The sequence below is a fragment of the Variovorax sp. N23 genome (assembly GCF_025486315.1).
Classification (GTDB): domain Bacteria; phylum Pseudomonadota; class Gammaproteobacteria; order Burkholderiales; family Burkholderiaceae_C; genus Variovorax.
Genome location: NZ_JAOOPY010000001.1, coordinates 459,193 through 484,490 on the forward strand (window position 1 = coordinate 459,193; position 25,298 = coordinate 484,490).

The following is a 25,298-nucleotide window of genomic DNA, read 5'->3' on the forward strand; positions in this document are numbered from 1 at the left end:
GAGGGAGTCAATCGCTGGTGTGGTTGGCCATCACTTCGCCCAGACGCACCGGCCGGCCTGGCGCCCAATCCGGGTTGAAGGCCAGGGCCGGCGGCGGGAACAGCATCACGACCGTCGAGCCGAGCAGGAAGCGCCCCATCTCCTCGCCCTGCCTGAGCGAGATGTCCTGGCCGTCATAGCGCCATTCGCGCACCTCGCCACCGCGCGGTGGGTTGATCACGCCGTGCCACACCGTGGCCATGCTGCCCACGATGGTGGCGCCGACCAGCACCAGCACGAAGGGCCCGCGCGGCCCGTCGAACAGGCACACGGTGCGCTCGTTGCGCGCGAACAGGCCCGGCACGCCACGGGCGGTCGTCGGATTCACCGAGAACAGCTCGCCCGGCACGTAGATCATGCGGCGCAGCCGCCCGTCGCAGGGCATGTGGATGCGGTGGTAGTCGCGCGGGCTCAGGTAGAGCGTGGCGAAGCTGCCGTGCGCGAACTGCGCGGCCAGCGCCGCGTCGCCGCCGACCAGCGCGGTGGCGGTGCAGTGGTGGCCCTTGGCCTGGAAGATCTGATCGTCGTCGATGGCGCCGAACTGGCTCATCGCGCCATCCACCGGCGAGACCAGGTCGGCGCGCGCGATCGGCCGGGCGCCGGGCTTGAGGGCGCGGGTGAAGAAGTCGTTGAAGCTGGCGTAGCTGGCGATGTCGCTGTCGAGCGCCTCCGCCATGTTCACGCCGTACTTGGCGACGAAGCGCCGCACGATCCAGGTGGTGACCGCGCCGCGCTCCTTGCCGGCGACCCAGCCGGCGAACGAGGTCAGCGCCTGCTTGGGCAGGAGGTACTGAAGAAGAACGGGGAGGCGATCGGACACGTGGGGCGGGGCAAAAGCGGCAGGACCGCGCATTCTAGGAACTTGCGGGCAGCGCTTTGCCCGCCCGGCTCGGCCCGATTCGATGTAGGCGCGCGCCGCAACGGGCGGTCGCCGGGTCAGGGCGCCAGCCGCTCGCGCAGCCAGCCACCGTCCAGCCGGTAGCGCAATCGGTCGTGCAGCCGGCTCTTGCGGCCCTGCCAGAACTCCCAGCGATCGGGCACCAGCCGGTAGCCACCCCAGTGCGGCGGGCGCGGCGGCGCCAGCAGGTGTCGGGCGGCGGCCACGGCGGCGTTCTTCACCAGCACCTCGCGCCCCGAGATCACCTCGCTCTGCGGGCTGGCCCAGGCGCCGATGCGGGAGTCGAGCGGGCGGCTCGCGAAGTAGGCGTCGCTTTCTGCGGCATCGACCTTCTCGACCCGGCCCTCGATGCGCACCACCCGCTCGAGTTCGACCCAGTGGAACTGCAGGGCCGCGAACGGATTGCCCGCCAGCTCCTGGCCCTTGCGGCTCTGGTAGTTGGTGTACCAGACGATGCCGCGCGCGTCGTAGCCCTTGATGAGCACGATGCGGCTCGACGGCCGCAGGTCGCTGCCGACGGTGGCCAGCGTCATGGCGTTGGGTTCGGGGACTTGCGCGTCGATGGCTTCGCCGAGCCAGCGTTCAAACTGCTGCAGCGGCTCGTGCGCGCTGTGGGTTTCGTCGAGCTCGGCGCGTTCGTAGCTCTTGCGCAGCGCGGCGAGGTGGTCGTTGGGAGAGGTCATCGGGCGATTGTCGGCCCACCACGACATCTGCGGCATCTGTGGCAGGCGCGTGATACTTCGGGCATGACCGCGCCCCTGCCTTCCGACCTGCCCACCGTGCTCGTGCTGGCCTCCGGCCGCGGCGAGCGCTTTCGCGCGTCCGGCGGCGTTTCGCACAAGCTGGCGGCGCCGCTCGGCGGCCGGCCGGTGCTCGAACACACGCTCGACGCGGTGCGCGCCAGCGGGCTGCCCTGGCATCTCGAGGATGCCGGCCATCCGGGCATGGGCGACTCGATCGCGGCGGCGGTGCGTGCGACGGCCGATGCAGCCGGCTGGCTGGTGCTGCCGGCCGACCTGCCGCTGGTGCGGCCCGAGACGCTGCGCCGCGTGGCTGAAGCCCTGGCCGCGGGTGCCGCCGCGGTGCAACCGCAGCACCACGGACAGCGGGGTCACCCGGTGGCCTTCGCCGCGGGCGCGCGCGATGCGCTCCTGGCCCTGTCCGGCGAGCGCGGCGCCGCGCCCGTGCTGCAGGCCTTGCGCGCGCGCGGCGAGGTGCGCGACCTCGCGGTGGACGACATCGGCACCGTGACCGACATCGACACCCTGGCCGACCTCGCCGCGGCCGAAGCGCTGCTGGCCGCGCGCCTGCTCAGCCCTTCGTGATGACCGCGCAGGCAATGCGCGGGCCGGAATTGCCGGCCGGCTGCGTCGTGAAATCGTCGCGGTCGCGGTGCACCACCAGCGCCCGGCCGAGCACATTGTTGGCAGCGCCATCGGTCAGCGAGATCGAATGCACGTCGACGCGAAAGCGCGCCACGCCGCTCGCATCGGCCACCAGGCTGGGCAGCTCGCCGGCGTGGCTGCCGGGCGCGGCGAACTTGCCGTGCACGCCGCCGGCCGGGTTGAAGTGGCCGCCGGACGCATTGCCGTTGTCGCCGCAGTCACCCTTCTCGTGGATGTGGAAGCCGTGTTCGGTGTTCGGCGGCAGGCCGCGCACTTCGCCCGCCACGCGCAGGCCGTGCTCGAGCGGCGTGAAGGTCACCTTGCCCACGGTCGGGTTCGGCGTGATCGCTGCGGTCGGCACGAGGTTGGCGACCGCGCCGGACCCGCCGGTCATGGAGGCGCAGCCTGCGAGCAGGCCCGCGGCCGCGGCGGCCAGGGCGATCGAACGGAAACGAGAGGTCATGGTTTCTCCTGGGAGTGGTCGGGCGCTGCGGATGCGGCGGTGTCCGGGTATAGCGGCCGCGGCGGCGCGCCGCAATCGGCCGATGCCGACAGCTCGGATTCTGCGAGTTGCACAAGTCGGGCCAGCGCACGGTCGTGGATCGCGTGGCGCTGCAGCTCGAGCCATGTCTGGCGCGCGTAGTCGAGCGAGGTGCCGTAGCGGCCGGTGGCGGTCTGGAAGATCTGGCGGTAGCGTGCGTCGCTGAGCTCGCCGGTGAAGTTCGGGCTGCGCCGGGACAGCGTGAAGGCCAGGGCCCGCACCCGCCCGCCGGGCGTGACGCAGTCGAGCCAGCGCGGGTCGTAGACGCCGGTGGGCATCTCGCGCAGCCACAGCCGGCCCAGCGTCTCGAGGCCGTCGGCCGCCGGGACGCGGAACACCATGCCCTGGCAGCTGCCGCCCGAGAGCAGCCCGAAGACCAGGCCCGGGTTCTGCACCGTGCCGCGGTTCACGCGGCTCCACATCTTGAGTGCCCGGTGCCAGCCGTGCACCTTGGCCGCGCGTCGTTCGGCGAAGTCGAAGTCGGGCCGCCAGATGAGCGAGCCGTAGCCGAAGAGCCAGAGATCGTCGTGGCCGCCCCAGTCGGTGATGGTGCGTTCGAGCATCGGCTGCGGATCGCGCAGCGGGCGCGGCAGCGGGTCAAGGCCGATGGGGCCGGGGTCGCCGCAGGCCGCATCGGCCGGGGCACCTACAATTTCGCGGTCATGGATCACCCGCCCATTATTTACCGTCCCCTTTCCTTCGGAGAACACCGCATGCCATCCAGCAACGACGAAGACAGCCAGCAGCGCTTTGCCCTCGGATTCCTCTTCGCACTGATCGCACTGGTGGTCTTCACCGTGGTGGGCTTCGCGACCTTCACCTACGGCATGGGCGGCGCCACCGCGCAGGACAGCGGCCTGCCCGTCACGCAGGTCGAGCCGGCCGAAGCCCCGGCACCCGCACCCGGCAGCACGGTGACCACCGAAATCGTGACGGTCGTCGTGCCCGAAGGCGCGAGCATCCAGGTGGTGGGCGGCGTGGTGAACTTCTACTTCGCCACCGGCAGCGCCGACCTCGCCCCGGGCGCGGCCGAGGCGCTGGCCACGGTGATCAAGGGCATCGAGGGCGGCCGCAAGGCGGTGATCTCGGGCTTCCACGACACCACGGGCGATCCGAAGATCAACGAGGAACTGGCCAAGCTGCGTGCGCAGACGGTGCGCGACGTGCTGGTGGGCCTGGGCGTGTCGGCCGACAAGGTCGACCTGCTGAAGCCGGCGATCAGCACCGGCTCGGGCAACAACGCCGAGGCGCGCCGGGTCGAGGTGAAGCTGCTGGACTGACCGGCCCTCGCGTCCTCTGCTGCGCCCGCCCGGTCTCGACCGGGCTTTTTTTCGTGCGGCCTCAGGTGCTGCCGCGCACGACCAGCTCGTAGTCCAGTTCGACGCAGCCCGGTTGCGGCAGCGTGCCGCGCATCATGCCCAGCAGCATGGTGGCGCCAGCGCGCCCCACTTCGCTGCGGGGCGTGCGCACGGTGGTGAGCGGCGGCACCATCTGGTCGCTGCCGGCCAGGTCGTTGAAGCCGGCGATGGCGATGCGGCCCGGCACCGGCACTTGCAGGCGGTTGGCGGCCAGCAGCCCGCCCTGGGCGATGTCGTCGTTGCAGAAGAAGATGGCGTCGATGTCCGGCATGCGCTGCAGCATCTCCTCGAACAGGCGCGCGCCCAACGCGATCGACGAACGCTCGGGGCTGAGCATTTCCAGCCGCGGGTCGTAGAGGCCCGCCTCGCGCAGGGCGCGGCGGTAGCCTTCGGCACGTTGCATCACGCGCGGGTCGAGCTGGGCGCCGCAGAAGGCGATGCGACGGCGCCCGCGCGCCAGCAGGTGGCGCGTGATGGCGGCGCCTGCATCCACCTGTGAAAAGCCCACGCAGGCCACGCCCGGCGCGGTGCTGGTTTCCATCAGGTGCACGCAGGGCACGCCGCTGCGCACGATCAGCTGGCGCGCCGTTTCGCTGCGGTCGAAGCCGGTCACCAGCAGGCCGGCGGGACGGTGGGGCAGGTAGGTGTGCAGCAGCAGTTCTTCTTCGGCGCTGTCGTAGTGCGTCACGCCGATGAAGGGCTGGTAGCCCTCGGGGAACAGCGTGCGGTGCACCGCCTCCAGCAGATCCACGAACAGGGTGTTGGACAGCATCGGCACCAGCACCAGGACCTGGCTGCTGCGCTGCGATGCCAGGGCGCGCGCGGCGGGGTCGGGCACGTAGCCGAGGCGCCCGGCCGCCTCCCGGACCCGCGCGGCCAGCACCGGGTCGACGCTGCGTTCGCCGCGCAGCGCCCGGGACACCGTGATCGGGCTGACCGACGCTGCCCGCGCCACGTCGTCGAGCGTGATGCGGCCACTGGAGCGGCGAGGGCGTCGGGTCGCGTCGGTCAAGGGTAAATCCGGATGAAAAGAGCACCTATTGTTCTCTAGGATAGCGCTATCTTTCACAGGGTTAACAAGTAGGGCGCCACCGAGTGCGCACGGAACCCGGCGATCGCTTCCCTCTGAGCCCCCTGTTTTTGAAGACCATGGCGGCCATGGCCCGGCCCTTCGAGCGGGCCTTTTTTTGACTCTCAATGGACAGCGCTATCTCATCATTCGAACCGCAGGCCATCGTGGTCATGGGCGTCTCCGGCTGCGGCAAGTCCAGCGTCGGCGCGGCCTGTGCCGACGCCCTGGGCTGGACGCTGCACGAGGGCGACACGTACCACGCCCCCGAAAGCGTCGCCAAGATGCGCGCGGGCACACCGCTGACCGATGCCGACCGCGCCGGCTGGCTGGACCGCCTGGCCGACCTGCTGGCGGCCCCGTCCGAGGGCGCCGGCCGGGTGCTGACCTGTTCCGCGCTGCGCCGCCGCTATCGGGACCGGCTGCGGCAGGCGACGCCAAGCCTGGGCTTTGTCTTCCTTGCGCTCGACTACGACGCGGCGCTGGCGCGCGTGCAGTCGCGGGCCGGGCACTTCTTCTCGCCGGCGCTGGTGTCGAACCAGTTCGCCACGCTCGAATCGCCCGTGGGCGAGCCGGGCGTGCTGGTGCTGGACGCCACGCGACCCATGGCGGCGCTGGTCGCCGCGGTGGTCGCCTGGGCGGCACCGACGCAGGCTGCCACCTCTTCTCCCAACCCCATCACAGGGCGCGACACGTCGCCCGGAGACATCGCATGAGCCATTCCCCTGCCACGCCGCCGGCGCCCCGGAAGCCGGCGCTTCACCGCCTGGCCGAACTCTTCATGGTCGTAGCGCTGGCCGGCATGGTCGTCGCCGTCTTCGTGAACGTCGTGCTGCGCTACGTGTTCGCCACCAGCATCGTTTCGTACGAGGAAATCTCGCGCCTGCTCTTCGTCTGGCTGGTGGCCGTCGGCACCATCGTCGCGGCCTTCGAGGGCAAGCACCTGGGCTTCGACATGCTGACCTCGCGCCTGAAGGGCGGGGCGCGCACCGGCCTGTTCTGGGTGAGCCAGGCGCTGGTCGCGCTGTGCATGGTGCTGCTGCTCCAGGGCGCCTGGGGCCAGGTGATCGCGGGCATGGAGAGCTTCAGCACCGTGCTGGGCTACCCGCTGGCGCTCGGCGCCGCGGCCACGCTGGTGCTGGCGGTCGGCCTGCTGGTCGCGCTGGTGTTCGACCTGCTGCGCGGCGCGCCGCCGGCCCATACCGGCGACGTCGGCGAGATCGAGTGAGGGCGGCGCCATGATTGTCACCACCATCTTCCTGATCGTGCTCATCGGCGGCATGGTGATCGGCATGCCGATCGCCCATGCGCTGGTGCTGACCGGTGTCGCGCTCATGTGGCACCTGGACTTCTTCGACGCGCAGCTGCTCGCGCAGAACCTGCAGGCCGGCTTCGACAACTTCCCGCTGCTGGCCGTGCCTTTCTTCATCCTGGCCGGCGAGCTGATGAACGCGGGCGGCCTGTCGCGCCGCATCATCGACCTGGCCCGCGCGTTCGTGGGGCACATCCCCGGCGGCCTGGGCTTCGTGGCCATCGGCGCTGCGGTGCTGCTGGCGTCGATGAGCGGTTCGGCCATCGCCGACACCGCGGCGCTCGCCACCATCCTGCTGCCCATGATGCGCGAGCAGAAGTACCCGCCGGGCTACAGCGCGGGCCTGCTCGCGTCGGGCGGCATCATTGCGCCGATCATCCCGCCGTCGATGCCCTTCGTGATCTACGGCGTGACGACCAACACGTCGATCAGCAAGCTGTTCCTGGCCGGTGTGTTCCCCGGCCTGATGATGGGTTCGTTCCTGATCGCCGCCTGGTGGTGGATCGCCCGCAAGCACAAGCTGCCCGCCATGCCGCGCGTGGCATGGGGCGCGCGCATGAAGGCGCTGCTGCACAGCTTCTGGGCCATGATGATGCCGGTCATCATCCTGGGCGGCCTCAAGGGCGGCATCTTCACGCCGACCGAGGCGGCGGTGGTGGCCGCGGTCTACGCGCTCATCGTCTCGATGTTCGTCTACCGCGAGATGACCTGGGCCCGGCTCTACGAGGTGTTCCTGGCCGCGGGCAAGACCACGGCGGTGGTGATGTTCCTGTGCGGTGCCGCCACCGTCACGGCCTACATGATCACGCTGGCCGACCTGCCCAACATGCTGGCCGACAGCTTCTCCGGCGTGATGGGCAACCCCATCATTTTCATGGCGCTGATGATGCTGTTCCTGCTGGTGGTCGGCACCGCGATGGACCTGACGCCCACCATCCTGATCTTCGGCCCGGTGTGCGCGCCGCTGGCCGTCAAGGCCGGCATCGACCCGGTGTATTTCGGCTTCATGTTCATCTACGTGGGCTGCATCGGGCTGATCACGCCGCCGGTGGGCACCGTGCAGAACGTGGTGGCCGGTGTCGGCAAGCTGCGCATGGAGACGGTGATCAAGGGCACCACGCCCTTCCTGCTCATGTACGTGCTGCTGGCCGTGCTGTTCGTGCTGTTCCCGTCGCTCATCACCGCGCCGCTGGCCTGGATGCATTGAGCGCCGACGCGCCATCCCTTTTCATTTTCCTTCCGCCACCTCTTTCGACAACAGGAGACTTCCCATGCGCATTCGTTTCGCTCTCGCCGGCCTCGTCGCCGCACTCGCCGCCGCCGGCGCCGCCCAGGCCCAGGACTTCAAGCCGCGCATCGTGCGCTTCGGCTACGGCCTGGTGGACAACTCCAACCAGGGCCGCGCCGTGCGCCTGTTCGCGCAGGAGGTCGAGAAGGCCACCGGCGGCAAGATGAAGATCCGTGGCATCGGCAACGCATCGCTCGGCTCCGACACCCAGATGCAGCAGGCGCTCATCGGCGGCGCCCAGGAAATGATGGTCGGCTCGACCGCCACGCTGGTGGGCATCGTCCCCGAGATGGCCGTGTGGGACACGCCCTTCCTGTTCAACAACGTGAAGGAAGCCGACGCCGTGCTCGACGGCCCGGTGGGCGAGAAGGTCAAGGCCAAGCTGGAGCCCAAGGGCATGGTCGGCCTGGTGTACTGGGAGAACGGCTTTCGCAACCTCACCAACAGCAAGCGCCCGGTCAACAAGCTCGAGGACATGGGCGACATCAAGCTGCGCGTGATGCAGAACAACGTGTTCCTCGACAGCTTCAAGGCCCTCGGCGCCAACGCCGTGCCGCTGCCGTTCTCGGAGCTGTTCACGGCCCTCGAGACGCGCGCCGTGGACGGCCAGGAGAACCCGTTCAACACCGTGGTGTCGAGCAAGTTCTACGAGGTGCAGAAGTACCTGACGGTGACCAACCACGTCTACAGCCCGTGGATCGTCACGGTGAGCAAGAAGTGGTGGGACACGCTGACCCCGGCCGAGAAGAAGGTGCTCCAGGACGCCGCCGTGAAGAGCCGCGACTTCGAGCGCAAGGACACGCGCGAGGAAGCCACCAAGGCGCTGGCCGAGCTCAAGGGCAAGGGCATGCAGGTGAACGAGCTGCCGGCGTCCGAGGTCAACCGCATGCGCGAGAAGCTCGCCGGCGTGAACGTCGGGATCGCCAAGTCGGTGGGTCAGGAGACCTGGGACGCGGTCAACGCCGCTGTGGCGCAGGCCCGCGGCAAGTAATTCCCTCCACGCGGTGCGAAGGGGGCGCCGCGCGCGCCCTTCGCCTGCACGGCGCGGCAGGTCCAGGGTTTACCATGAAGCCTCCAGCCAGCCGGCGCATTCCACAGCCCAGCATGCCACTCCACGACACCGTCCAAGCCGTCACCCGACGCATCCGCGAACGCAGCGCGCCGACCCGCGCCGCCTACCTGGAACAGATCGACGCCTACGGGCGCCGCGACCGCGGTTCCGACCGCATGGGCTGCGCCAACGTGGCCCATGCGGTGGCCGGCGTGCCGGTCAACGACAAGCTCAAGATCGTCGCCGAGCGCGCGCCGAACATCGGCATCGTCACCGCCTACAACGACATGCTCTCGGCCCACGCGCCATACCAGGGCTACCCGGACATCATCAAGCACGAGGCGCGCCGGCTCGGCGCCACGGCGCAGGTCGCGGGCGGTGTGCCGGCCATGTGCGACGGCGTCACGCAGGGCACCCCCGGCATGGAACTGAGCCTGTTCAGCCGCGACGTGATCGCGATGGGCACGGCCATCGCGCTCACGCACGACATGTTCGACGCCGCGCTGATGCTCGGCGTGTGCGACAAGATCGTGCCTGGCCTCTTGATCGGCGCATTGCACTTCGGCCACCTGCCCACCGTCTTCGTGCCGGCCGGGCCGATGCCCTCGGGCCTGTCGAACAGCGACAAGGCCAAGGTGCGCGAACAGGCGGCGCAGGGCCTGGTCGGCCGCGCGGGCCTGATGGAGGCCGAGATGGCCGCCTACCACGCACCGGGCACCTGCACCTTCTACGGGACCGCCAACAGCAACCAGATGCTGCTCGAGGCGATGGGCCTGCATGTGCCCGGCACGGCCTTCATCCAGCCGGGCAACGCGATGCGCGAGGCGCTCACGCGCGAAGCCGTGCGCACGGTGCTGGGCAAGGCGTCGGCGACGGCCTTCCAGTGCCCGCCGATCGGCCGCCTGGTCGACGAACGTGCCATCGTCAATGCGATGGCGGCACTGCTCGCCACCGGCGGGTCGACCAACCACCTGATCCACTGGGTCGCGGTGGCGCGTGCCGCCGGCATCGTGATCGACTGGAACGATTTCTCCGAACTGTCCGACGTGGTGCCGCTGCTCACGCGGGTCTATCCCAACGGCAGCGCCGACGTGAACGCCTTCCAGGACGCCGGCGGCCCCGGCTACGTGGTCGGCGAACTGGTCGGCGCCGGCCTCATGCACGCCGACGTGCTGACCGTGCGGGCCGGCGGCATCGCCGAGTTCGCCAACATCCCGACGATGGCCGGCGAGCCCTCGGCGGAAGGCGTGCTGCACTGGCACGCGGCGGCACCGTCGAAGAACGATGCGGTGGCGCGCCCGGTGTCGGCGCCGTTCAGCGCCACTGGCGGGCTCAAGCTGCTCACTGGCAACCTGGGCCGCAGCGTCATCAAGGTCTCGTCGGTGCCCGACGACCGGCATGTGATCGAAGCGCCCGCGCGCGTGTTCGACTCGCAGGCCGCACTGCAGAAGGCCTTCACCGCCGGCGAACTCGACCGCGACGTGGTCTGCGTCGTGCGCTGGCAAGGCCCGCAGGCCAACGGCATGCCCGAGCTGCACAAGCTCACGCCGCCGCTGTCGGTGCTGCAGGGCAAGGGCTTTCGCGTGGCGCTGGTCACCGACGGCCGCATGAGCGGCGCGTCGGGCAAGGTGCCCGCCGCCATCCACGTCTCGCCCGAAGCGGCGGCCGGCGGCCCGCTCGCCAAGGTGCGCGACGGCGACCTGATCCGCCTGGACGGCGTGGCCGGCACCTTGCAGGTGCTGCTGCCCGACGACGAATGGGCGCAACGCGAGACGGCGACCATGCCCGACGAACAACGCTTGGCCGACGGCCGCGGCCTCGGCCGCGAACTGTTCGCCGGCATGCGCCGCAACGCGCTCACCGCAGAAGAAGGAGCCTGCTCATGGCTATGAACCCCGACAAACTGACCGCGCTCGACGTGATGCGCGATGCGCCGGTGATCCCGGTGATCGTGCTGCACGACGTGGCGCATGCCGTGCCGCTGGCGCGCGCGCTGGTGGCCGGCGGGATCCGCATGCTCGAAGTCACGCTGCGCACGCCGCAGGCGTTGCAGTGCATCGAAGCCATCGCCCGCGACGTGCCCGAGGCCGTGGCCGGTGCCGGCACCATCCGCAGCGCGTCCGATGCGCAGGCCTCGGTGCTGGCCGGCGCGAAGTTCGGGGTGAGCCCCGGCTACACGTCCACGGTCGGCAAGGCCTGCCGCGACCTCGGCCTGCCCTTGCTGCCCGGCGTGGCAACGGGCAGCGAGATCATGACGGCGCAGGAAGACGGCTACCAGCAGCTCAAGTTCTTCCCTGCGATGCAGGCCGGCGGCCTGCCGATGCTCAAGGCCTGGCAGGGGCCGTTCGGCGACGTGACCTTCTGCCCGACGGGCGGCATCCATGCCGGCAACGCGGCCGAGTTCCTGGCGCTGTCGAACGTGGCCTGCGTCGGCGGCTCGTGGATCGTGCCGACCGACGCCATCCAGCAGGGCGACTGGGCGCGCATCGAGCAACTGGCGCGCGAAGCCACGCAGCTGGCGCGCTGAACGCGATGCAGGCGCAGCCCGACTTCGACGACCTGAAGGTCATCGCCTTCGACGTGTTCGGCACCGTGGTCGACTGGCACGGCGGCATCGCGGCCGAGGTCGAGCGCCTGCTGCCCGGCGTCGATGGCAGCGCCTTCGCGCTGGCTTGGCGCGCCGGCTACCAGCCCGCCATGCGGGCCGTGATGGAGCGGATCACGGCGGGCGAGGGCGGCTTCACGCTGCTCGACGAACTGCACCTGAGCATCCTCGAGGGCGTGCTGCGCGATGTCGGCGTGACGCGGCTCGATGCGGCGCAGATGCGCGAACTCAACCGCGCCTGGCACCGCCTTCCGGCCTGGCCCGACGCGGTGGCCGGCCTCGCGCGGCTCAGATCGAAATACATCGTCTGCACGCTGTCCAACGGCAACATCGGCCTGCTCACCGAGATGGCGAAGAGCGCCGGCCTGCCCTGGGATTGCGTGCTCTCCGCGGAGGTCTTCAAGGCCTACAAGCCGGACCCGCGCACCTACCTGGGCGTGGCCGGGGTGTTCGACATCGCACCCCGTCAGGTGATGCTGGCGGCGGCGCACCACGACGACCTGGCGGCGGCGCGTGCCTGCGGCCTGCGCACGGCCTACATCGAGCGCCCGAACGAGTTTGGAATGAAGCAGCCGAAGGATGTGTCGCCGCAGCCGGGCAACGACCTGCACGCACGCGACATCGGCGCGCTGGCCGACCGGCTGGGCTGCTGAACCGCTGAACCGCTGGACCGGCGCCGCCGTGGCTCAGTAGGCGCCGCGTTCCTGCGCGGTCGCAGCCGGAGGCGCCGGCCGCCGAAGGAAGTCGGCAGCCAGCTTGCGCGCCGCGCCCGCATAGAGCAGCACGTCGACGCCGACCGCCACGAAGGTGCAGCCCAGGTCGAGGTGGCGCCGCGCCAGCGCCGGGTCCGAGGTCAGCGTTCCCGCGGCCTTGCCCGAGGCCACGATGGTCCGCATGGCGGCCTCGATCGCCGCCTGCACCTCGGGATGCCCCGGCCGTCCGCGGTGTCCCATCGAGGCGGCGAGATCGGCCGGGCCGATGAAGACGCCGTCGACACCCTCCACCGCGCAGATCGCCGCCAGGTTCGACAGCGCCGTCACCGTCTCGACCTGCACCAGCAAACAGACCTCGTCGTCGGCCGCGTCGAGGTAGTCGGCGCGCGAACTCCATTGCGACGCGCGTCCCACCGCGCTGCCGACACCCCGGATGCCGCGGGGCGGATAGCGCGTGGCCGACACCAGCGCGCGGGCCTGGTCGGCCGTGTCGACCATCGGGACCAGCAGGCTCCGGGCGCCAATGTCGAGCAGTTGCTTGATGAGCGCTGTGTCGCCATTCACCGCGCGCACCACCGGCTGCGCAGGATGCGGCGCCACGGCCTGCAGCGCGGCCAGGGTGGAACGCAGGTCGTTGGGCGCGTGTTCGCCATCGATCAGCAGCCAGTCGAAGCCGGTGGTCGCGCTGACCTCGGCCATGTAGGGGTCGGCCATCGACAGCCAGAGGCCGACTTGCGGCCGGTGTGCGGCGAGCGCGGTCTTGAAGGGGTTGTGGGCGGGCATGTTTTTCCTGGCGCGCGGATGGGGATGGAAGGGCGTCAGCTGACGATGCCCAGATGCCACGGCACGAACTCGTGGTCGCCGAGGCCGAGCACTTCGCTCTTCGTCGGCTCGCCGGACGCATGGCGGAGGATCTGCTCGAAGATGTGTTGCCCGAGTTCCGGCACGTTCATGTCGCCGTCGATCACCACGCCGCAGTTGATGTCCATGTCTTCCTCGAGCCGGCGGTACATCGGCGTGTTGCTGGCGAGCTTGATGGTGGGGGCAGGCTTGCTGCCGAACATCGAGCCGCGTCCGGTCGTGAAGCAGATCAGCTGCGCGCCGCTGGCGATCTGGCCGGTGGCCGCGACCGGGTCGTAGCCGGGGGAGTCCATGAAGACGAAGCCGTGCTCATCGATCCGCTCCGCGTACTCGTACACGGCACGCAGCGGCGTGGTGCCGCCTTTCATCGCGGAGCCCAGCGATTTCTCGAAGATGTTCGCCAGGCCGCCAGCCTGGTTGCCGTGGCCGACGACGCCGTTGAACTGCGCGTTCTGGCCGGCCGCGTAGCGTTCCCACCAGGCCAGCCGGTCGAGCAGCTTCTGGCCGACGGCCGGCGTGATGGCGCGCCGCGTCAGCATGAATTCCACGCCGTGGATCTCCGGCGTCTCCGACAGGATGGCCGTGCCGCCGTGCTGCACCAGCACGTCCATCGCGGCGCCGAGCGCCGGGTTGGCGGAGATAGCGGAGAAGCCGTCCGAGCCGCCGCATTCGAGCCCGATCTTGAGGTGGTGCGCGCCGACCCGCGTGCGCCGCGCCGCATCGGCGTCGGGCAGCATGTCTTCGATGGCACGGATGCCCGCCTCGATCGTCCTGCGCGTGCCGCCGACGTCCTGCATGACCAGCGTGCGCATCCGGCGACCCGGTTCGAGCTGCTGCGAGTCGACCAGCGCGTCGACCTGGTTGCGTTCGCAACCCAGCCCGACGATCAGCACGCCAGCCAGGTTGGGGTGGCGCGCATAGCCTGCCAGCGTGCGACGCAGCACGTCGAAGTGCTCGCTCGGCGACGACATGCCGCAGCCGCTGGTCTGTGCGAAGGCGACCACGCCATCCACGTGCGGGTAGGCCGCGAGTCGCTCCGGCGTGAAGTGCGCCGCGATGTGGTGGATCACCGTCGCCGAGCAATTGACCGACGACAGGATGCCGATGAAGTTGCGCGTGCCCACGCCACCGTCCGGCCGCACGAAGCCCATGAAGCTCGCGCGCTCGGCCGCCGGCACGAACGCCACCGGGCGCACGTCGGTGCAGAAGGCCGGGTCGCGGTAATAGTCGACCAGCGTGAGGTTGTGGCTGTGTACGTAGTCGCCCGCCTGCAAGTCGCGCGAGGCCACGCCGATGACCGTGTCGTACTTCCTGACCGGCTCGCCGGCCGCGATGGCGCAGGCGGCGATCTTGTGGCCGGCCGGGATCTGGGCGCGGGCACGCACGCCGAAGGTCTCGATCGCCTCACCCAGGGCGATGGTGACCTTGGCGACCAGCACGTTGTCGTTCGGATGCAGGCGGAGCAGGGGGCTGTGGTTCATGCGGCGTGGCGAAGCTGCGTCAGCCCTTCGCCATCATTTCCTTGAGATTCAGTTTGCGGATCAGCGCCGTCTCCTGCCGGTACACCGACTGGACGTACTTGCGGTAGTCCGGGCCGTCCTGGTACATGACCGGTGCGTCGATGCCCTCGGCAACCTTGCGGAACTCTTCGCTCTGCACGGCCACGCGAAAGGCATCTCGCAGGCGCTTCTCCACGTCGGGCGGCAGGCCGGCCGGCGCGCCGATGCCGTTGGGTGCTTCGACCACGACGTCGAAGCCGAGCTCCTTGAGTGTGGGCGTGTCCTTGAAGCGCGGGGTGCGGGCCTCGCCCCAGGTGGCGAGCAGCCGCAGCTTGCCGCTTTCGACATGGGGGGCCCACGAGCTGCTGTCGGCGAGCATGTCGACCTGTTCGCCCAGCACATCCTGCAAGGCTGCCGAGCCGCCCTTGTAGGCGATCGCATTGAACTTCACGCCGGCGGCCTGTGCGAACTGCTCCATGCCGACATGCGTGGCGCCGCCGATGCCGGCGTGGGCATAGGTGACGATGCCCGGCTTCGCCTTGGCCTGCGCCACCACGTCCTTCAGGGACTTGAAGGGCGAATTCGCCGGCACGGCGATGCCGAAGGTCTGCCCCGAGGTACGGGCGAGGTAGCTGAGGTCCTTGAGGGGATCGAGCTGCAAGGTGCCCAGTTGCGAGAAGCGCGTCACGGAGATCGGGATCTGCCCGATGGTGTAGCCATCGGGTTTCGCCGAGGCCATCGCCTTGGTGCCCAGCATGCCCGATGCGCCCGCGCGGTTCTCGAACGCGATCGGCTGCCCGAGCTCGCCCGCGGCGATCTGGCAGATCGTGCGCATCGATCGGTCGGCGGTGCCGCCGGCCGGCCAGGGGCAGATGAAGGTGATGGGGCGTTCGGGGTAGCCGGCAGCGAATGCGCGCGCCGGTGCGATCGTCATCGCGGCCGCGCCCAGCCCGCCGAGCACGAAGTGGCGTCGCGCCACGGAAGTGGTGGTCTTCATCGTTGTCTCCAGAATTCTTGTTGGATTGGCGAGGTCGATTCTTCCGGAGAGAATCATTGCATTCCAATGAAATAGAAGACTCGCTTCATGTCGTACAGGTTATGAAGCGATTCGACCGAGGAGACCTCCATGAGCGAGATCGATCGCGTCCTGCGTTCCAACCTCAAGCTGCGGCACTTGCAGATGCTGGTGGCGCTCGACCAGTTCAGGCACCTCGGCCGCGCGGCCGAGTTCCTGTCGGTGACGCAGCCGGCCGTCTCCAAATCCCTCGCCGAGATCGAGCGGATGTTCGGGCTGGCGCTCTTCGACCGCTCCACGCGCGGCACGGAGCCCACGCCCTATGGCGACAGCGTGGTGCGCTTCGCGCGCACGGTGCTGGCCGACTATGGGCGCACGCGCGACGAGATCGATGCGGTGGCGAGCGGTGCCGCGGGCCGGACCAGCGTCGGCGCGATGGTGGTGGCGATGCCGGTGCTGGTCGCACGCGCGGTCGAGATGCTCAAGGCGAGCTCGGCCCTCACCACGGTGCTGGTGGAGGAGGGCGATCTGACGCGGCTGCTGCCCAAGCTGCGCCTGGGCGAACTCGACGTGTTCGTCGGCCGGCTGGAACCCGGCTACGCGGCGCCCGACCTGGGGACCGAGGCGCTCTACGACGAGCCCATGACGGTGGTGGTGCGCCCCGGCCACCCCCTGCTGGAGAAGCGCCGTCCGGGGTGGGCGGATCTCGCCAAGGTGCCCTGCGTGATGCCGCCGCCCTGGGCGTCCCTGCGCGTCAAGCTCGACCAGATGTTCTTCCGCGACGGCGTCCACCCGCCGGCGGACATCATCGAATCCGCCTCATTTCTCGCGCAGATGAGCTTTCTGTGGCAACGCGACGCGGCTGCCTTCATGGCGCGGTCGGTGGCGCGGCACTTCGAGGAGGAAGGGAGCCTCAAGGTGCTGCGGCTCAAGGTGCCGATCGATCTGCCGCCGGTCGGCCTGATCACGATGCGCGGCAAGCGCCGCACGCCGAGCACGGAGAAGATGATCGGCTGCCTGCGGCAGGCGGCGAAGATGAAGTGATGCGCCGAGTCGTCGGCTGCGCTCAGCGCAGGCCGCCGCCCGCGGCGCCTTCCTGGCGCTGGATCAGCTCGATCTTGTACCCATCGGGGTCCGTCACGAAGGCGATCACGGTGCTGCCGCCCTTGACCGGGCCGGCTTCGCGCGTGACGTTGCCGCCGGCGGCCTTGATCTTCTCGCAGGCCGCGTAGGCGTCGGGCACGCCCAGCGCGATGTGGCCGTAGGCGGTGCCCATCTCGTAGCGCTCGGTGCCCCAGTTGTAGGTCAGCTCGATCTCGGCCTGCGCCGGGTTGCCTTCGTAGCCGACGAAGGCCAGGCTGTACTTGTATTCCGGGTTCTCGGAGGTGCGCAGCAGCTGCATGCCCAGCACCTGGGTGTAGAAGTCGATGGCGCGTTGCAGGTTGCCGACGCGCAGCATGGTGTGGAGGAGTCGCATCTCGTGGGTCCGCTGTTTTCTGGAACCGCCGATTGTGCGGCGCCGACGGCGGCCGTGCCGCGCCGGGGGGCTTGCAAAGCCGGCGGCCGGGCCTCAACTGCAGCACCGAACATCGATTTCCGGAGCGCACCCATGACCGACACGCTGCACATCGTCTGCCCGCACTGCCACACCACCAACCGCGTGCGCGCGGACCAGACGGGCAGCGCCCCGGACTGCGGCAGTTGCCATCAGGCGCTCTTCACCGGCCATTCCACCGCGCTCGACGCCGCCAGCTTCGAGCGCCACGTGGCGCGCAACGACATTCCCGTGCTGGTCGATTTCTGGGCGCCCTGGTGCGGGCCCTGCCGGCAGATGGCGCCCGGCTTCGAGGTGGCGGCGGCGAAGCTGGAGCCGCGCGTGCGCCTGGCCAAGGTCGACACCGAGGCCGTGCCGGCGCTGGGCGCGCGCTTCAACATCCGCAGCATCCCGACGCTGGCCCTGTTCAAGGGCGGCCGTGAGATCGCGCGGCAGGCCGGCGCCATGGGCCCGGCCGACATCGTGCGCTGGGTGGACGCGCAGCTGCGCTGATCAGCCCGGCCCGGTGGGCAGGGGCCCGGCCAGCCAGCCCGTCAGCCGCCCGTTGTGCATGGTGCCGATGCGGTCGGCCATCACCTGCGCTTCGTGCTCGTTGTGCGTCACCAGCACCGCGGTCTGGCCGGCCTGCTTCAGGATGCCGCGCACCTCGACCGTCAGGCGCTCGCGCGTGATGCCGTCGAGGTTGGAGAAGGGCTCGTCGAGCAGCAGCAACGCGGGCGTGGGCGCCAGGGCGCGGGCCAGCGCGATGCGCTGCTGCTGGCCGCCCGACAGCTCGTGCGGAAAACGCCCGCCGGCCTCGGCCAGGCCGACCAGGGCCAGCATCGCGCCCACCCGCGCATCGCGCTCGGCAGCCGCCGCACGGCGCAGCCCGAAGCCCACGTTCTGCGCGGCCGTGAGATGCGGGAACAGCGCGTACTCCTGGAACATCATGCCGACGCGGCGCTTCTCGGGGGGCACGTGCGTGCCAGGCGCGGAGAGCAGCACCCCGCCCAGTTCGATGCGCCCGGCGCGCACCGGCTCGAAGCCGGCGATGGCACGCAGCACCGTCGTCTTGCCGCAGCCCGAGGGGCCGAGCAGGCAGCCGATGCGCCCGGCGTCGAGGTCGAGCGAGAAGCCGTCCACCACGGTGTGCAGGCCGTGTTCGCCGTCGTAGCCCAGCTGGAGGTCTTGGATGTGCAGGGCGGCGGTCATGGGCTTGGATTGTCGTGGTCGATGGCTGGCGGCCGCTGGCCGGTGGCGGGCGCCGGGCGGAACTGTGTGCGCGCCAGCAGCACGACCGGCAGCAGGCCGGTCGCCACGATGGCGAGCGCCGCGAGCGCGCCTTCCTCGTAGGTGCCGCGCGCCGCTTCGGCGTAGAGCCAGGTGGCGAGGGTGTCGAAGTTGGCGGGCCGCAGCAGCAGCGTGGCGGGCAGTTCCTTCATCGCGTCGACGAAGACCAGCAGCGCACTCGCGCCGATGGCCGGCTGCAGCAGCGGCAGGTGGACGCGGCGCAGCGTGCCGGTCGCGTTCTCGCCGAGCAGGCGCGCCGCCTGCTCGAGCGCTGGCGGGATGCGCGCCAGGCCGGATTCGATACCACCCACCGGCATGGCGAGAAAACGGATCACGCAGGCCACCACCAGCACCATGCCCAGGCCCATCAGCGGCAGGCCGGGCAGGCCGAGCCAGCCGGCCACGCGCGCATCGACAGCCAGCGCCGGGGTGAGCAGGCCGATGGCGAGCACCGTGCCGGGCAGGGCGTAGCCGAGCGTCGCGGCGCGTGCCTGCCAGCGCGCGGGGTTGGGCGCCGACGCGTGGCTGCGTGCGGTCCACGCGACCACCAGCCCGGCCGCCACCGCCAGCACCGTGACGCCCAGCGCCAGCGCGATCGTGTTGCCGAGGCTGGTGATCAGCCCCCGCGAGATGCCGTGGCCGAGCTGCAGGCGCTTGATGCTTTCCCACACCAGGTAGGCGGCCGGCGCGACGAAGCCGACCAGCACCGGCACCGAGGCCGCGACGGTCGCCATCCAGGCGGCCGTGCCGTGCAGCGGCCGCGGCTGCATCGCGCGCATGCGCTGCGCAGAGCCGAAGCGCCGGTGCCGCCGCCCGTGGCGTTCGAGCATCACCAGCGCGATCACGACCAGCAGCATCGCGCAGGCGATCTGCGCGGCACCGGCCAGGTCGGAACGTGCGATCCAGGTGGTGTAGACCGCCACGGTGAGCGTCTGGATGCCGAGGAATTCGGAGGCGCCGATGTCGTTGAGCGTCTCGAGCAGTGCCAGGCTCAGGCCCACCGCGATGGCGGGCCGCGCGAGCGGCAGCGCCACGCGCCGGAAGGCGCCGAAGCGGCCCTCACCTAGCGTGCGCGCGGCCTCCATCAGGTGCGCCGGCTGCGTCATGAACATGGCGCGCGCCGTCATGTAGACATAGGGGTAGAGCACGAAACCGAGCACGAAGATCGCACCGCCCATCGAGCGCAGGTCGGGCAGGCGGAACTGGCGCGGGCTGTCGTAGCCGAGCATCCAGCGGATCGCGCCCTGCACGGGGCCGATCGGGTGCAGCAGGTCGAGGTAGGCGAAGGCGACGATGTAGGTCGGCATCGCCAGCGGCAGCAGCAGCGCCCAGTGCAGCACGCGCCGGCCGGGGAAGTCGCAGCTGCTCACCAGCCAGGCGCAGCCGGTGCCGATCACCAGCACCACCGCGCCGACGCCGGCCAGCAGCAGCGCGGTGTTGAGCGCCGCCTGCGGCAGCACGAACTGCAGCAGGTGCGACCAGTGCGAGAAGTCCGCGCCCAGCGCCAGCCAGGCGAGCGACGCCACCGGCGCGAGCACGCCGAGGGCCACGAGCAGCGTGGCGATGCGCCAGAGCGGTCCGGCCGCGCGCAGGCCGCGCGGCGTGGTGGTCACCGGTCGAAGCCGACCTTGTCCACCAGCGCGCTGGCCTGCTTGCGGTACTTCGCAATCTCGGTCAACGGCAGCGGGTCGACCTTCAGTTCACCGATGGTCTGGCCGATGATCGGGTCGAGCGCCACGCCCTTGCGCACCGGGTATTCGTAGTTGGCCTGCGCGTAGAGCGACTGCGCCGATTCCGACACCAGGAACTCCAGCAGCTTCACCGCGTTGGCGCGCTGCGGCGCGTTCTTCGCCACGGCCGCGCCGCTGATGTTGACGTGCGTGCCGCCGCTCTTGCCGTCGGCGAAGGTCGGGCGCACCACCTGGATGGCGTCGCCCCACTTGCGCGCGTCGCTGCCTTCCTTCGATGCCTTCATCTGGCCGACGTAGTAGGAGTTGGCCAGGCCGATGTCGCAGATGCCGCCGAGGATGTCGCGCGCCACGTCGCGGTCGCCGCCGGTCGCCTTGCGCGCCAGGTTGGCCTTCACGCCGCGCAGCCACTGCTCGGCCTTGGCTTCGCCGTCGTGCGCGATCAGTGCGGCGACCAGCGCCGTGTTGTAGGGGTGCTGGCCGGCGCGGATGCAGACCTTGCCCTTCCACTTCGGGTCGGCCAGGTCTTCGTAGCGGAAGCTGCCGAGCTTCAGGCCCTTGTCGGCGTACAGCACGCGGGCGCGCAACGACAGCGCGAACCACTGGCCGTCGGCGCCACGCAGGTTGGCCGGGATGGCCGATTCGAGCGCGGCCGACTTCACCGGCTGCGTCACGCCGCCGTCGACCAGGTCGACGAGGTTGCCCACGTCGACCGTCATCAGCACGTCGGCCGGCGAGCGCGCGCCTTCGGCCTTCACGCGCTCAAGCAGGCCATCCTTCACGAACACGGTGTTCACCTGGATCTTCGTGGTCGCCGTGAAGGCCGTGAGCAAGGGCTGGATCAGGCCCGGCTCGCGCGTGGTGTAGAGCGTCAGTTCATCCGCGGCGCGGGCGGGCAGCGCTGCGGCGGCCAGGCAGGCAGCGGCGGCGGCGGATGCGAAAAGGCGCAGGGCACGCAGGGTGTTGCGGCCCGTCGCGCGGCGGCGGTCGGTCATGAGGTTCTCCTGAAGGGGCGAAGGTCGGCGCCGCGGGCCCTGACGGGCTGATGCGTGTTGCCGATACGAATCATTATCAAGTAACCCGCCGACCCGGGGGCCATTGAGCCTACGGGCTTGCCGTCTATTGGGCTGCCGGCTGATCCGGCGGCGCGGCCTTGAAGCGATCGCGCGTGCGCACGTACAGCTCGCCGCCGAAGCGGCCGACCGGGAAGTAGTTGTCGAGGTCGACCCGCCAGGTGGTGGCGTCGACCAGTCCGTCGCGCACGTGTAGCCAGCGCACCTGGCCGATGAAGACCTTGCGGCTCTCGGTCTCCATCTTCTCGAACAGCGTGCACTCGAAGGCCACCGGCGTCTCGGCGATGCGCGGCGGCGCCACGGCCGTGCTCGGCAGCGTGGTGAAGCCGACCACCGCCGTCTCGCTCACGTGCGGCGGGTGTTCGACGCCGCACTGGTGCATCTGCCAAGCCGTCGCCTCGTCGGCCAGGTGCACCACGAATTCGCCGGTGCGCTCGATATTGCGGGCCGTGTCCTTGAGCGAGTGGTCGCTGCGCCGGTTCATGCTGATCATCACGATCGGCGGCTCCTCGCCGACCATGTTGAACATGCTGATCGGCGCCGCGTTGACGGTGCCGTCGGGGCCCAGCGTGGTCACCAGCGCGATCGGGCGCGGCACGATCAGGCTGGCCATGAGCTTGTAGCGCTGATATTCGGTGAGGGTGGCGAAGTCGATGTGCATGGCGTCGGGGTTCGTGCGATCGAGGGGATGGTACGTGTGGAGCGAGTGGGGTGGTGAAGGCCGGAATGTCGGTCATCGAATAGCCATACAGATGCATATGCAATAGTTGCAGATACAATTATTCGCATGAGCACCAATGTCAAACCGCAGGGCTGCACCAGTTCCAAGGTCCGACAGCTCGCCCGTCGCCTCGCGCAGCACTACGACGCCGAGGTGATGCAGTGCGGGCTGAAGACGACGCAGTACTCGCTGCTGAGCCACGTGGTGGGCCTGGGGCCGATCCGCCCCGTCGACCTGGCCGACCGGATGAAGATGACGCCGTCGACGCTGAGCCGCAATCTGCAACCGCTGGTCGCGGCCGGCTGGCTGGTGCTGGCGCCTGGCGCCGATGCGCGCAGCCGCCTGGTGCACGCCACCGAGGCCGGCATCGCGAAGCGCCAGGAAGCGCAGCGCCACTGGAAGGCGGCGCAGCAGAAGCTCAATGCGCAGCTGGGCATCGAGCGCGTGGCCGCGCTGCATGCGCTCATCGACGATTCGCTGGCCTTGCTGGCGCCCGGTGCCGACGAACCGGACTGACGCGTTCGCACGACCTCTTTCGCTTCCTTCCTCTTCGTCCCCTCGCACATCCCACGACCATGTTCGCCCCACAGCTCTCCGCCTGGCTGCAACGCCGCGGCATCCACTACGGCTGGATCGTCGCTGCCGTCACCTTCCTCACCATGCTGATGATGTCGGCCGCACTCGGGCTGCCCGGCGCGATGATGCAGCCGCTGGGCAGGGAGTTCGGCTGGAGCACCGAACAGGTGTCGTCGGCGCTGGCCTTGCGCTTCGCGCTGTTCGGGCTGATGGGGCCGTTCGCGGCGGTGTTGATGGAGCGCTACGGCCTGCGCGCCGTGATGTGCGTGGGCCTCGCGCTGGTCGGCTCCGGCATGGCGTTGGTCACGATGGCCTCGCAGCTCTGGCAGCTCTTCATCGTCTGGAGCCTCATGTTGGGCATCGGCACTGGCATGACCGCGCTGGTGCTCGGCGCGGTGGTCGCCAACCGCTGGTTCGTCGCACGACGCGGCCTCGTGGTCGGCGCATTGGCGGCCAGCTCTGCCACCGGGCAGCTGGCCTTCCTGCCGGTTGCGGCGTGGATGATCGAGCACTGGGGCTGGCGTTCCGCCGTGGTCCCGGTGTTCGTGGGCGCCATCGTGATCGGGCTGCTCGCACTGGCCTTCGTGCGCAACCGGCCGTCGGACCTTGGCCTGCTGCCCTTCGGCCAGACCGCGAAGGAAGCGGCCGCGCTGCCGGCCGTGCCGGCCACGGCCATGAACTGGCGCACGCCCTTCGTCGTGCTGCGCGAGGCTGCGTCGAACCGCACCTTCTGGATCCTGGCCGGCACCTTCTTCATCTGCGGGCTCAGCACCAACGGGCTGGTGCAGACGCACTTCATCTCGCTGTGCGGCGACTACGGCATGAGCGCCGTGCCGGCCGCATCGGTGCTGGCGATGATGGGCGCCTTCGACTTCGTCGGCACCATCCTGTCGGGCTGGCTGTCCGACCGCTACGACAACCGCAAGCTGCTCTTCTGGTACTACGGCCTGCGCGGGCTGTCGCTGTTCTGGCTGCCGCATTCGGACTTCACGATCTACGGCCTGAGTCTGTTCGCGATGTTCTACGGACTCGACTGGATCGCCACCGTGCCGCCGACCGTCAAGCTCGCGGGCGCCGCCTTCGGCCCGCAGAAGGCCGGCCTCGTCTTCGGCTGGGTGTTCGCGGCCCACCAGCTGGGTGCGGCCACCGCCGCCTATGGCGCCGGCTTCGCGCGCACGCTGCTGCTGACCTACACGCCGGCCTTGTATGTGGCGGGTGCCGCCTGCCTGCTGGCGGCGGTGCTGGTGCTCATCATCCGCCGGCCGGCCGTGTCCGGCGGCGTGCGGTCGACATCCGCTGTCGCTTCGCGGGCATGAGGTCGTCATGAACAGCACGACCGCCTCCACCGGCACGCGGCCTGTACCGCAGATTGCCCCGCGCACGCGCCTGCTGCTCGAAGGCCCGATCGTCCCCACCCTGCTGCGCCTGGCGGCGCCCAACGTGCTGGTGATGGTGGCGCAGGCTGCCGTCGGGTTGATCGAAACCTACTTCGTCGGCAAGCTGGGCACCGATGCGCTGGCCGGCATGGCGCTGGTGTTCCCGATCGTCATGCTGATGCAGATGACCTCGGCCGGCGCGATGGGCGGCGGCATCGCGTCCGCTGTCGCACGCGCGCTGGGCGCGCAGCGGCGCGACGAGGCCGACGCGGTGGCCGTGCATGCGATGGTGATCGCGGCGGGCTTCGGCATCGTCTTCATGCTCGCGCTGCTGTTCGGCGGGCGCTGGCTGTATGCGCTGATGGGCGGCACCGGCGCGTCGCTCGAGGCGGCCTTGACGTACTCCCACGTCGTGTTCGCCGGCGCGGTGCTGGTGTGGATCTTCAACTCGCTCGCGGCCGTGATCCGCGGCACCGGCAACATGTCGGTGCCGGCCAACGTCACGGTGGCCGGCGTGGTCGTGCTGATCCCGCTGTCGCCGCTGCTGATCTTCGGCTGGGGCCCGATCCCCGGCCTGGGCATCGCGGGCGGCGCGGTGGCGCTGCTGCTGTATTACCTGCTGGGCATCGTGGCGCTGGGGGTCTACATGGCATCGAGCCACAGCCTGCTCAAGCTGTCGTTCGCCAGCGTGCGGCTGCGCTGGCCGATCTTCCGCGGCATCCTGCGTGTGGGCCTGATCTCGTCGATCGCCACGGTGTGCACCAACCTGTCGATCGGCATCGCGACGGCACTGGCCGGGCACTTCGGCCCCGGCGCCATCGCCGGTTATGGCACGGCCTCGCGGCTCGAGTACCTGCTGGTGCCGCTGATCTTCGGCCTCGGCGCGCCGCTGCTCGCGATGGTGGGCACCTGCATCGGCGCCGGCCAGCGCGAGCGCGCCTTGCGCGCGACCTGGGCTGGCGCGGGCATTGCCTTCCTGCTGGCCGAGAGCATCGGGCTCGCGGCGGCTCTGTTCCCGCGGCCCTGGCTGCTGCTCTTCGGCAACGACCCCGCGATGCTCGAGGCCGGCACGCAGTACCTGCGCGCGGTCGGTCCGCTCTACGGCTTCTTCGGCGTCGGGCTGGTGCTGTACTTCGCCTCGCAGGGCGCGGGGCGATTGCTGTGGCCGGTGGTCGGCAACCTGTTGCGGCTCGCAGTTGCCGGGGCCGGCGGCTGGCTCGCGTTGCGGTTGAGCGGGGAGCTCGGCCATGTCTTCGTCGCGCAGGGCGTGGCGCTCGTCGTGTACGGCGTGGTCATCGCATCGGCCATCGCGGGCGGCGGCTGGTTCGGCCGCGTCGGCTGGCCGCGCACGCCGTCCGGGCTGATGCACCGCCTGACGTAGCCGTGACGCGCCGACCTTCTTCTTT

The 25,298-nt window shown here is 70.2% G+C and carries 27 protein-coding genes; 14 read left to right on the forward strand and 13 right to left on the reverse strand.

Features of this window, described 5'->3' with window-relative positions:
- Positions 1-7: 7 nt before the first annotated feature.
- A complete protein-coding gene (gene asd, locus N8A90_RS02170; RefSeq protein ID WP_262072996.1) occupies positions 8-859 on the reverse strand; it encodes an archaetidylserine decarboxylase in 852 nt (283 codons plus the stop codon).
- Positions 860-975: 116 nt separating this feature from the next.
- Complete coding sequence (pdxH, locus tag N8A90_RS02175; protein WP_410087625.1) at positions 976-1,647, reverse strand: pyridoxamine 5'-phosphate oxidase; 672 nt, start codon at positions 1,645-1,647, stop codon at positions 976-978.
- A gap of 36 nt (positions 1,648-1,683) precedes the next feature.
- Between pdxH and N8A90_RS02180 the strand changes: the two genes are divergently transcribed.
- Complete coding sequence (locus N8A90_RS02180; protein ID WP_262072998.1) at positions 1,684-2,262, forward strand: NTP transferase domain-containing protein; 579 nt, start codon at positions 1,684-1,686, stop codon at positions 2,260-2,262.
- On the opposite strand, the gene N8A90_RS02185 is transcribed toward N8A90_RS02180, so the two are convergent.
- Positions 2,249-2,785: a superoxide dismutase family protein gene (locus N8A90_RS02185; protein ID WP_262072999.1), complete on the reverse strand. Its 537-nt coding sequence runs from the start codon at positions 2,783-2,785 to the stop codon at positions 2,249-2,251. The genes N8A90_RS02180 and N8A90_RS02185 overlap by 14 nt on opposite strands.
- Positions 2,782-3,534, reverse strand: a complete 753-nt coding sequence (locus N8A90_RS02190; RefSeq protein WP_410087616.1) for a gamma-glutamylcyclotransferase — start codon at positions 3,532-3,534, stop codon at positions 2,782-2,784. Before N8A90_RS02190 ends, N8A90_RS02185 begins: the two co-directional genes overlap by 4 nt.
- 42 nt (positions 3,535-3,576) lie before the next feature.
- On the opposite strand from N8A90_RS02190, the gene N8A90_RS02195 reads away from it, so the two are divergent.
- A complete protein-coding gene (locus tag N8A90_RS02195) occupies positions 3,577-4,143 on the forward strand; it encodes an OmpA family protein (RefSeq protein WP_262073000.1) in 567 nt (188 codons plus the stop codon).
- A 61-nt stretch (positions 4,144-4,204) separates the two neighbouring features.
- On the opposite strand, the gene N8A90_RS02200 is transcribed toward N8A90_RS02195, so the two are convergent.
- Positions 4,205-5,233 carry a LacI family DNA-binding transcriptional regulator gene (locus tag N8A90_RS02200; protein WP_262073001.1) on the reverse strand — a complete coding sequence of 343 codons (1,029 nt, stop codon included), beginning with the start codon at positions 5,231-5,233 and terminating at the stop codon, positions 4,205-4,207.
- A gap of 185 nt (positions 5,234-5,418) precedes the next feature.
- On the opposite strand from N8A90_RS02200, the gene N8A90_RS02205 reads away from it, so the two are divergent.
- From N8A90_RS02205 to N8A90_RS02235, 7 genes are all read left to right on the forward strand, one after another.
- Complete coding sequence (locus tag N8A90_RS02205) at positions 5,419-6,006, forward strand: gluconokinase (protein WP_262073002.1); 588 nt, start codon at positions 5,419-5,421, stop codon at positions 6,004-6,006.
- The gene (locus N8A90_RS02210) at positions 6,003-6,518 is read left to right on the forward strand and encodes a TRAP transporter small permease (protein ID WP_262073003.1); all 516 of its coding nucleotides are present in this window, start codon (positions 6,003-6,005) and stop codon (positions 6,516-6,518) included. The genes N8A90_RS02205 and N8A90_RS02210 overlap by 4 nt, the downstream gene beginning before the upstream one ends.
- Positions 6,519-6,528: 10 nt before the next feature.
- A complete protein-coding gene (locus tag N8A90_RS02215) occupies positions 6,529-7,809 on the forward strand; it encodes a TRAP transporter large permease (RefSeq protein WP_262073004.1) in 1,281 nt (426 codons plus the stop codon).
- Between the two features lie 64 nt (positions 7,810-7,873).
- Positions 7,874-8,881 carry a TRAP transporter substrate-binding protein gene (locus N8A90_RS02220; protein ID WP_262073005.1) on the forward strand — a complete coding sequence of 336 codons (1,008 nt, stop codon included), beginning with the start codon at positions 7,874-7,876 and terminating at the stop codon, positions 8,879-8,881.
- A gap of 113 nt (positions 8,882-8,994) precedes the next feature.
- The gene (edd, locus tag N8A90_RS02225) at positions 8,995-10,833 is read left to right on the forward strand and encodes a phosphogluconate dehydratase (RefSeq protein WP_262073006.1); all 1,839 of its coding nucleotides are present in this window, start codon (positions 8,995-8,997) and stop codon (positions 10,831-10,833) included.
- The gene (locus N8A90_RS02230) at positions 10,824-11,468 is read left to right on the forward strand and encodes a bifunctional 4-hydroxy-2-oxoglutarate aldolase/2-dehydro-3-deoxy-phosphogluconate aldolase (protein WP_262073007.1); all 645 of its coding nucleotides are present in this window, start codon (positions 10,824-10,826) and stop codon (positions 11,466-11,468) included. The genes edd and N8A90_RS02230 overlap by 10 nt, the downstream gene beginning before the upstream one ends.
- A gap of 5 nt (positions 11,469-11,473) precedes the next feature.
- On the forward strand, positions 11,474-12,199 hold the full coding sequence (locus N8A90_RS02235; protein ID WP_262073008.1) for a haloacid dehalogenase type II: 726 nt from the start codon (positions 11,474-11,476) through the stop codon (positions 12,197-12,199).
- A gap of 33 nt (positions 12,200-12,232) precedes the next feature.
- Here the strand turns inward: N8A90_RS02235 and hpaI are convergent, their stop codons facing one another.
- The 3 genes from hpaI to N8A90_RS02250 are packed head-to-tail and all read right to left on the reverse strand — an operon-like array spanning position 12,233 to position 15,616.
- Positions 12,233-13,042, reverse strand: a complete 810-nt coding sequence (hpaI, locus tag N8A90_RS02240; protein WP_262073009.1) for a 4-hydroxy-2-oxoheptanedioate aldolase — start codon at positions 13,040-13,042, stop codon at positions 12,233-12,235.
- A gap of 35 nt (positions 13,043-13,077) precedes the next feature.
- Complete coding sequence (locus tag N8A90_RS02245) at positions 13,078-14,601, reverse strand: UxaA family hydrolase (protein WP_262073010.1); 1,524 nt, start codon at positions 14,599-14,601, stop codon at positions 13,078-13,080.
- A gap of 19 nt (positions 14,602-14,620) precedes the next feature.
- Positions 14,621-15,616: a Bug family tripartite tricarboxylate transporter substrate binding protein gene (locus tag N8A90_RS02250; RefSeq protein WP_410087617.1), complete on the reverse strand. Its 996-nt coding sequence runs from the start codon at positions 15,614-15,616 to the stop codon at positions 14,621-14,623.
- Between the two features lie 129 nt (positions 15,617-15,745).
- On the opposite strand from N8A90_RS02250, the gene N8A90_RS02255 reads away from it, so the two are divergent.
- Positions 15,746-16,678, forward strand: a complete 933-nt coding sequence (locus N8A90_RS02255) for a LysR substrate-binding domain-containing protein (protein ID WP_262073011.1) — start codon at positions 15,746-15,748, stop codon at positions 16,676-16,678.
- Between the two features lie 22 nt (positions 16,679-16,700).
- Here the strand turns inward: N8A90_RS02255 and gloA are convergent, their stop codons facing one another.
- Positions 16,701-17,111, reverse strand: a complete 411-nt coding sequence (gloA, locus tag N8A90_RS02260) for a lactoylglutathione lyase (RefSeq protein WP_262073012.1) — start codon at positions 17,109-17,111, stop codon at positions 16,701-16,703.
- Between the two features lie 132 nt (positions 17,112-17,243).
- On the opposite strand from gloA, the gene trxC reads away from it, so the two are divergent.
- Positions 17,244-17,681 carry a thioredoxin TrxC gene (gene trxC / locus N8A90_RS02265; protein ID WP_262073013.1) on the forward strand — a complete coding sequence of 146 codons (438 nt, stop codon included), beginning with the start codon at positions 17,244-17,246 and terminating at the stop codon, positions 17,679-17,681.
- Here trxC and N8A90_RS02270 read toward each other — a convergent pair whose 3' ends face one another.
- The 4 genes from N8A90_RS02270 to N8A90_RS02285 all read right to left on the reverse strand — a co-directional run bounded on the left by N8A90_RS02270 (position 17,682) and on the right by N8A90_RS02285 (position 21,880).
- Complete coding sequence (locus N8A90_RS02270) at positions 17,682-18,380, reverse strand: ABC transporter ATP-binding protein (RefSeq protein ID WP_262073014.1); 699 nt, start codon at positions 18,378-18,380, stop codon at positions 17,682-17,684. It lies immediately after the preceding gene.
- A complete protein-coding gene (locus tag N8A90_RS02275; protein WP_262073015.1) occupies positions 18,377-20,071 on the reverse strand; it encodes an ABC transporter permease in 1,695 nt (564 codons plus the stop codon). Before N8A90_RS02275 ends, N8A90_RS02270 begins: the two co-directional genes overlap by 4 nt.
- Positions 20,068-21,141 (reverse strand): Fe(3+) ABC transporter substrate-binding protein, encoded by a 1,074-nt coding sequence (locus tag N8A90_RS02280; RefSeq protein WP_262073016.1) that lies wholly within the window; start codon positions 21,139-21,141, stop codon positions 20,068-20,070. The genes N8A90_RS02275 and N8A90_RS02280 overlap by 4 nt, the downstream gene beginning before the upstream one ends.
- Before the next feature lie 124 nt (positions 21,142-21,265).
- On the reverse strand, positions 21,266-21,880 hold the full coding sequence (locus N8A90_RS02285) for a flavin reductase family protein (RefSeq protein ID WP_262073017.1): 615 nt from the start codon (positions 21,878-21,880) through the stop codon (positions 21,266-21,268).
- Positions 21,881-22,006: 126 nt separating this feature from the next.
- Between N8A90_RS02285 and N8A90_RS02290 the strand changes: the two genes are divergently transcribed.
- Genes N8A90_RS02290 through N8A90_RS02300 form a run of 3 tightly spaced genes read left to right on the forward strand, consistent with a single transcriptional unit; the run spans position 22,007 to position 25,273 of the window.
- Positions 22,007-22,456, forward strand: coding sequence for a MarR family winged helix-turn-helix transcriptional regulator (locus N8A90_RS02290; protein WP_262073018.1), 450 nt, complete (start codon positions 22,007-22,009; stop codon positions 22,454-22,456).
- 59 nt (positions 22,457-22,515) lie between these two features.
- Positions 22,516-23,832 (forward strand): MFS transporter, encoded by a 1,317-nt coding sequence (locus N8A90_RS02295; protein WP_262073019.1) that lies wholly within the window; start codon positions 22,516-22,518, stop codon positions 23,830-23,832.
- Positions 23,833-23,839: 7 nt separating this feature from the next.
- A complete protein-coding gene (locus N8A90_RS02300) occupies positions 23,840-25,273 on the forward strand; it encodes an MATE family efflux transporter (RefSeq protein WP_262073020.1) in 1,434 nt (477 codons plus the stop codon).
- Positions 25,274-25,298: the final 25 nt, after the last annotated feature.